The organism is Streptomyces carpinensis (assembly GCF_002154505.1).
In the GTDB taxonomy this organism is placed as follows: domain Bacteria; phylum Actinomycetota; class Actinomycetes; order Streptomycetales; family Streptomycetaceae; genus Streptomyces; species Streptomyces carpinensis.
On the sequence record NZ_MUBM01000528.1, the window covers coordinates 1 to 6020 of the forward strand.

Consider the following 6020-nt stretch of genomic DNA (forward strand, 5'->3'; position numbering starts at 1 on the left):
AAAGGGTGGGCGGCGGCCTCCCGGAGGCCGCCGCCCACCCTTTCGAGGCCCGCGCCGTGACCGACGGCGCGGGCCTTCGCGCGTTCGCAGACAGAACCGGCGGAAATCCGCCGCCACGCCCTCACCAGGAAGGCGTCAGAGGTCTCCACCAATGAGGGCGAAAGAGCAGCGAATTCGTTATTTCCGCAGGCCACATGGGGTTTGACACACCGTTGACGCGCGCAGACTGCCGCTGATAGACACACACTTCATTCACCCGGCGTCAACCGATCAAGCTCACACAAGCACGTTCCAGCCTGTTCACATCTGTTCAAGCCGCCCCGCGCGGGGCCACATCGTTCCGCGCGAGCGATGACGCGAGGTCACCGAGCCATGAACACACACGATCAGCACGGCAGAGGACGTACCGGCCCCCGCCCGAGGGGGGCGCGGCTCCTCGCCGCCGCGGGCGCCACCGCCCTCCTCCTCGCGTCCGGGCTCGCGACCCCGGCGGCCTCGGCCGCGCCCGCCAGGGCGGCGCAGGGCGTGGAGGCCAAGGAGGCCAAGAAGGGCGACAAGGTCCTCACCGTCGCCGTCGCCCAGAGCGTCGACTCGCTCAGCCCGTTCCTGGCGGTACGACTGCTCAGCACGAGCATCGGCCGGCTGATGTACGAGTACCTGACCAACTACGACCCCAAGGACGCCCACGCCGTTCCGGCCCTCGCCACCAAGTGGGAGTCGTCGCCGGACAAGCTGACCTGGACCTACACGATCCGCTCCAACACCAAGTGGTCGGACGGGCAGCCGGTCACCGCCGAGGACGCGTCGTGGACGTTCAACAAGATGATGACCGACGACGGCGCGGCCACCGCCAACGGCAGCTTCGTCGGCAACTTCTCGAAGGTCACCGCGCCCAGCCCCACCAAGCTGGTGATCCAGCTGAAGAAGCCGCAGGCCACGATGACGGCACTGGACGTGCCGATCGTGCCCAAGCACGTGTGGGAGAACGTCAAGGACTTCTCGAAGTTCAACAACGACAAGAGCTTCCCGATCGTCGGCAACGGGCCGTTCGTCCTCACCGACTACAAGCCGGACAGCTATGTGCGGCTGAAGGCCAACAAGGACTTCTGGCGGGGCGCGCCCAAGTTCGACGAGCTGGTCTTCCGGTACTACAAGGACCAGGACGCCGCCGTGGCCGCCCTGCGCAAGGGCGAGGTCTCCTTCGTGGCGGGCTCGCCCTCGCTGACGCCGGCCCAGGCCGCCTCTCTCAAGGGCGACAAGAACATCCACGTCAACGACGCGCCCGGCCGCCGCTTCTACGCCCTCGCCACCAACCCGGGCGCGCAGGCCAAGAACGGCCAGAAGTTCGGTGACGGCGCCCCGTCCCTGCTCGACGAGCGGGTACGGCACGCACTGTTCATGGCGGTGGACCGCAAGGCGATCGTCGACAAGGTCTTCCAGGGCCACGCGGTCGAGGGCCAGGGCTACATCCCGCCGCGCTTCTCGTCGTACTTCTGGAAGCCGTCGGCCGGGCAGGAACTGGCCTACGACCCGACGAAGGCGGGGCAGCTGCTCGACGAGGCGGGGTACAAGAGGAACTCCGACGGCAAGCGGGTCGGCAAGGACGGCAAGCCGCTGAACTACCGCGTGCTGTGCCACGCCACCGATCCCAATGACAAGGCCGTCGGCAAGTACCTGCAGGAGTGGTGGGGCAAGCTGGGCATCGGGGTGTCCCTCGACTGCCTGGACAACGTGACCGACCCCTGGCTGGCTGGCAAGTACGACCTGGCCTTCGACGGCTGGTCCGTCAACCCCGACCCGGACTTCGTGCTCTCCATCCACACCTGCGACGCCCGCCCGCAGACGCCGAAGGACACCGGCGCCACCGACAACTTCATCTGCGACAAGACCTACGACCAGCTGTACGCGCAGCAGCTCGCCGAGTACGACCCCGCCAAACGGGCGGACCTGGTCAAGCAGATGGAGTCGCGGCTGTACGACCTGGGGTACATGAACATCATGGCCTATCCGAACGCGGTGGAGGCCTACCGCACGGACCAGATCAAGTCGATCACCACCATGCCCTCCCAGGCGGGCAACATCTACGGCCAGGACGGCTACTGGAGCTGGTGGTCCGCCGTTCCGGCGAACTCCGGGGACTCCTCGGACGGTTCGACGTCGACGGGTGTCGTCATCGGGATCGTCGCGGGTGTCGTCGTACTCGTCGGACTGGCCGTGCTCTTCACGGTGCGCCGCCGGGCCACCGCAGGAGACCGCGAGTAGGTGCAGGTATCCATGACCGCTGAAGCAACACCCTCGCTGGTCGAGGACGCGGCTGCCGCGGGCCCGGCGAAGTCCGGGCCCGCGGGGGCCGGGCGCGCACTGCAGGCGCGCACCACCACCGCGTACCTGCGGTACGTGGCGGGCAAGCTGGCCGGTGCCGCCGTCTCGCTGCTCGCCGTGCTCGTCACCAGCTTCTTCCTCTTCCGGCTGATCCCGGGCGACCCGGTGAAGTTCATGACCGGTGGCCGCCCGGTGTCGGCCGAGCAGATCGCCATCTACCGGCGGGAGTTCGGGCTCGACCTGCCGATGTGGCGGCAGTTCACGGACTACTGCGGCAAGGCGCTGACCGGGGATCTGGGGACCTCGTACCAGTTCCATGTCCCCGTCCTCGACAAGATCACGGAGGCGCTGCCGAACACCCTGCTGCTCACCGGCACGGCCTTCGTGCTGTACACCGCGCTCGGTATCTTCCTCGGCACCCGCTCGGCCTGGCGGCACGGCAGGCTCGGCGACCGCCTCAACACCGGGCTGGCGCTGACCCTGTACTCCATCCCGTCGTTCTGGCTGGGGCTGCTGCTCATCATCGTGCTGTCGGTCGGCGCGGGCCCGATCCCGGGTCTGTTCCCGACCGGGGGCATGGAGTCGGGCGGCAAGGAGGGCTTCGCGTACGTCGTCGACGTCGTCCACCATCTCATCCTGCCGGTGGTGACGCTGGTCGCGGTGGAGTACGGGCAGACGCTGCTGGTCACCCGGTCGGCGCTGCTGGACGAGATGGGCAGCGACTATCTGACGACCGCGCGGGCCAAGGGGCTCAGGGACGACCTGGTCCGGCGCCGGCACGCCGTGCCGAACGCACTGCTGCCGACCGTGACGCTGATCTTCGTCAACCTCGGCCGGACCGTGGCGGGGGTCATCCTCGTCGAGACGGTCTTCTCCTGGCCGGGGCTCGGCGGACTGTTCTACCAGGCGCTGAGCGTGCCCGACCTGCCGCTGGTGCAGGGGCTGTTCTTCGTCTTCGCCTCGGCGGTGATCGTCATGAACACCCTCGCCGACCTCCTGTATCCGCTGCTCGATCCGAGGGTGGGCCGATGACGACCGCTCAGACCACGCAGACCACTGCGGCGCTCGGTCCGCGCGCTCTGGCGTGGCGGCGGCGCCGGGCCTCCGCCGCGCGCTTCTGGAAGGAGTACCGCAGGCACCGCGCCGGTGTGTTCGGGCTGGCCGCGCTCGTGCTGTTCGCGCTCGTCGCGCTGACCGCGCCGCTGACCGTCGGATCGGACGTGGCGAGCGTGACCGACGCGCCGGGGCAGCCGCTGCAGAGCCCGAGCGGGCACTTCCCGCTGGGCACCGACCAGTTCGGGCGCAATCTGCTGGGGCTGGTGATCTGGGGATCTCGGGTCTCGCTGCTCGTGGGGCTGCTCGCGGCCGTGCTGTCGGTGGCGATCGGGGCGCTCATCGGGATCACCGCCGGGCACTTCCGCGGCTGGTACGCCACGGTGATGATGCGGGTCACGGACTGGTTCCTGGTGATGCCGACGCTGGTGCTGGCCATCGCGCTGGCCACCGTGATGTCCCGCTCGCTCGGCACGATCATCCTGGCGATCGGCGTGACCACCTGGCCCACCACGGCCCGGCTGGTGCGGGCGCAGACACTGGCGGTGGAGTCACGGCCGTACATCGAACGTGCGAAGGCGCTCGGCGGCGGGCACTGGCACATCATGTCCCGCCATGTGCTGCCCAACGTCATGCCGCTGGTCCTGGCGCAGACGACCCTGATCATCTCCTCCGCGATCCTGGCCGAGGCGACGCTGGCCTTCCTCGGGCTCGGGGATCCGACGATCGTGTCCTGGGGCGGGCTGCTGCAGGACGCCCGGGAGGCCGGGGCGGTGAGCTCAGGCGACTGGTGGTACCTGGTTCCGCCGGGTATCGCGATCGCCGTCGTCGCACTGGCGTTCACGCTGTGCGGGCGTGCGGTGGAGTCCGTTCTCAACCCCAGGCTGGGGGTGTCCCGTTGAGCCTGCTCGACGTCCGGAACCTGGAAGTGACCTACCCGGGCGGTGCGGCCGCCGTACGCGGGGTCGATCTGACCCTCGCCGCGGGCGAGAAGCTCGGCATCGCGGGCGAGTCCGGCTGCGGCAAGTCCACGCTGGCGCTGGCGCTGCTGCGGCTGCTGCCGGTCGGGGCCAGGGTCGGCGGGAAGATCCTGCTGGACGGCGAAGACGTCCTGACGATGAAGTGGGGGCAGGTGCGGGCGGTGCGCTGGGCCGGGGCGTCGATCGTCTTCCAGGGCGCGATGCACTCCCTCAACGCCGTGCACCGGGTCGGCGACCAGATCGCCGAGCCGATCCTGCTGCACCGCAAGGCGACCCCCGCGGGTGCGAAGAAGAAGGCAGGTGAGCTGCTGGAGCAGGTGGGCCTGCCGGCGGCACGGGCGAACGCCTACCCGCACGAGCTGTCCGGCGGGCAGCGGCAGCGCGTGATGATCGCGATGGCGCTGGCCTGCGATCCGCGTCTGATCGTCGCCGACGAGCCCACCACCGCGCTGGACGTGATGATCCAGGCCCAGATCCTGCGTCTGATCGAGGAGCTGGTGAGCGAGCAGGACGTGGGCCTGATCATGATCAGCCACGACCTCGCCGTGCTGTCCGACACCTGCGACCGGCTCGCGGTGATGTACGCGGGCCGGGTGGTGGAGGAGGGCCCGGCCCGTCAGGTCTACGACGGGGCGCGGCACCCTTACGGCAGGGCCCTGTCGGAGGCGTTCCCGAGGATCGGCGACCCGGCGTCGCGGTTCGCCCCGCGCGGTCTGCCCGGCGACCCGCCCGACCCGGCCGCGGTGCCGTCGGGCTGTGCGTTCCACCCGCGCTGCCCGGTCGCGCTGGACGTCTGCGCCACGCAGGACCAGGTGCTGCGGGAGGCGGGAGCGGACCGGCGGGCGGCGTGTGTGCACGTGGGATCCGGCGACGGGGTGCCCGCGGACGGTGCCTCCGAAGGCGGGGCGGTGACGGCCGGAGGGGCTGAAGACGCTCCGGAGGCCGGAGGGAAAGACGAAGAAGTGAGGAGCAGCACCGCATGACGGCCACGCCACCGCTGCTGAGCGTCCAGGACCTGCACATCACCTTTCCCGGCCGGCACGGTGCGCCGCCCGCCCGGGCGGTGGACGGGGTGGATCTCGACATCCGGCCGGGCGAGATCGTGGCGCTGGTCGGCGAGTCGGGCTGCGGCAAGACGACGCTGGCCCGCTCCCTGATGGGTCTGGTCCCGCCGACCACGGGCCGCGTCACCTTCGCGGGCGCCCCGCTCGACTACTCCTCCCGCGCGCTGAAGGCCTACCGCAAGCGGGTCCAGCTGGTCCTCCAGGACCCGAGCGGCTCGCTCAACCCACGGCACACGGTGTACGACGCCGTGGCCGAGGGGCTGCGCATCCACGGGTACGACGGCGACGAGCGGGCGGCGGTCGCCGAGGCGCTGTCCCGGGCGGGGCTGCGGCCGCCCGAGCGCTTCTTCCTGCGCTACCCGCACGAGCTGTCCGGCGGTCAGCGCCAGCGGGTCGTCATCGCGGGCGCGCTGGTCCTCCAGCCCGAACTCGTCGTCGCCGACGAGCCGGTGGCCTCCCTCGACGCCTCGGTCCGCGGCGAGATCCTGGCGCTGCTGCTGCGGCTGCGCGACGAGCTCGGGCTGTCCGCGCTGGTGGTCACCCACGACCTGGGCCTGGCCTGGAACATCGCCGACCGGGTGGCGGTGATGTACCTGGGCCG

5 protein-coding genes are annotated in these 6020 nt (G+C 70.3%); all 5 read left to right on the forward strand.

The features are described from left to right. Window positions 1–372 precede the first annotated feature (372 nt). Entirely contained in the window at window positions 373–2262 is a 1890-nt protein-coding gene (locus BZY54_RS45415) for an ABC transporter substrate-binding protein (RefSeq protein WP_086731205.1), read from the forward strand. Between the two features lie 12 nt (window positions 2263–2274). Further along, on the forward strand, window positions 2275–3354 hold the full coding sequence (locus tag BZY54_RS45420; RefSeq protein WP_086731209.1) for an ABC transporter permease: 1080 nt from the start codon (window positions 2275–2277) through the stop codon (window positions 3352–3354). Continuing rightward, entirely contained in the window at window positions 3351–4277 is a 927-nt protein-coding gene (locus BZY54_RS45425) for an ABC transporter permease (protein ID WP_086731206.1), read from the forward strand. The genes BZY54_RS45420 and BZY54_RS45425 overlap by 4 nt, the downstream gene beginning before the upstream one ends. Next, a complete protein-coding gene (locus BZY54_RS45430) occupies window positions 4274–5338 on the forward strand; it encodes an ABC transporter ATP-binding protein (RefSeq protein WP_086731207.1) in 1065 nt (354 codons plus the stop codon). The genes BZY54_RS45425 and BZY54_RS45430 overlap by 4 nt, the downstream gene beginning before the upstream one ends. Beyond that, window positions 5335–6020: ABC transporter ATP-binding protein (locus BZY54_RS45435; RefSeq protein ID WP_086731208.1), on the forward strand; the 686-nt coding region annotated here is incomplete at its 3' end. The genes BZY54_RS45430 and BZY54_RS45435, both read left to right, overlap by 4 nt.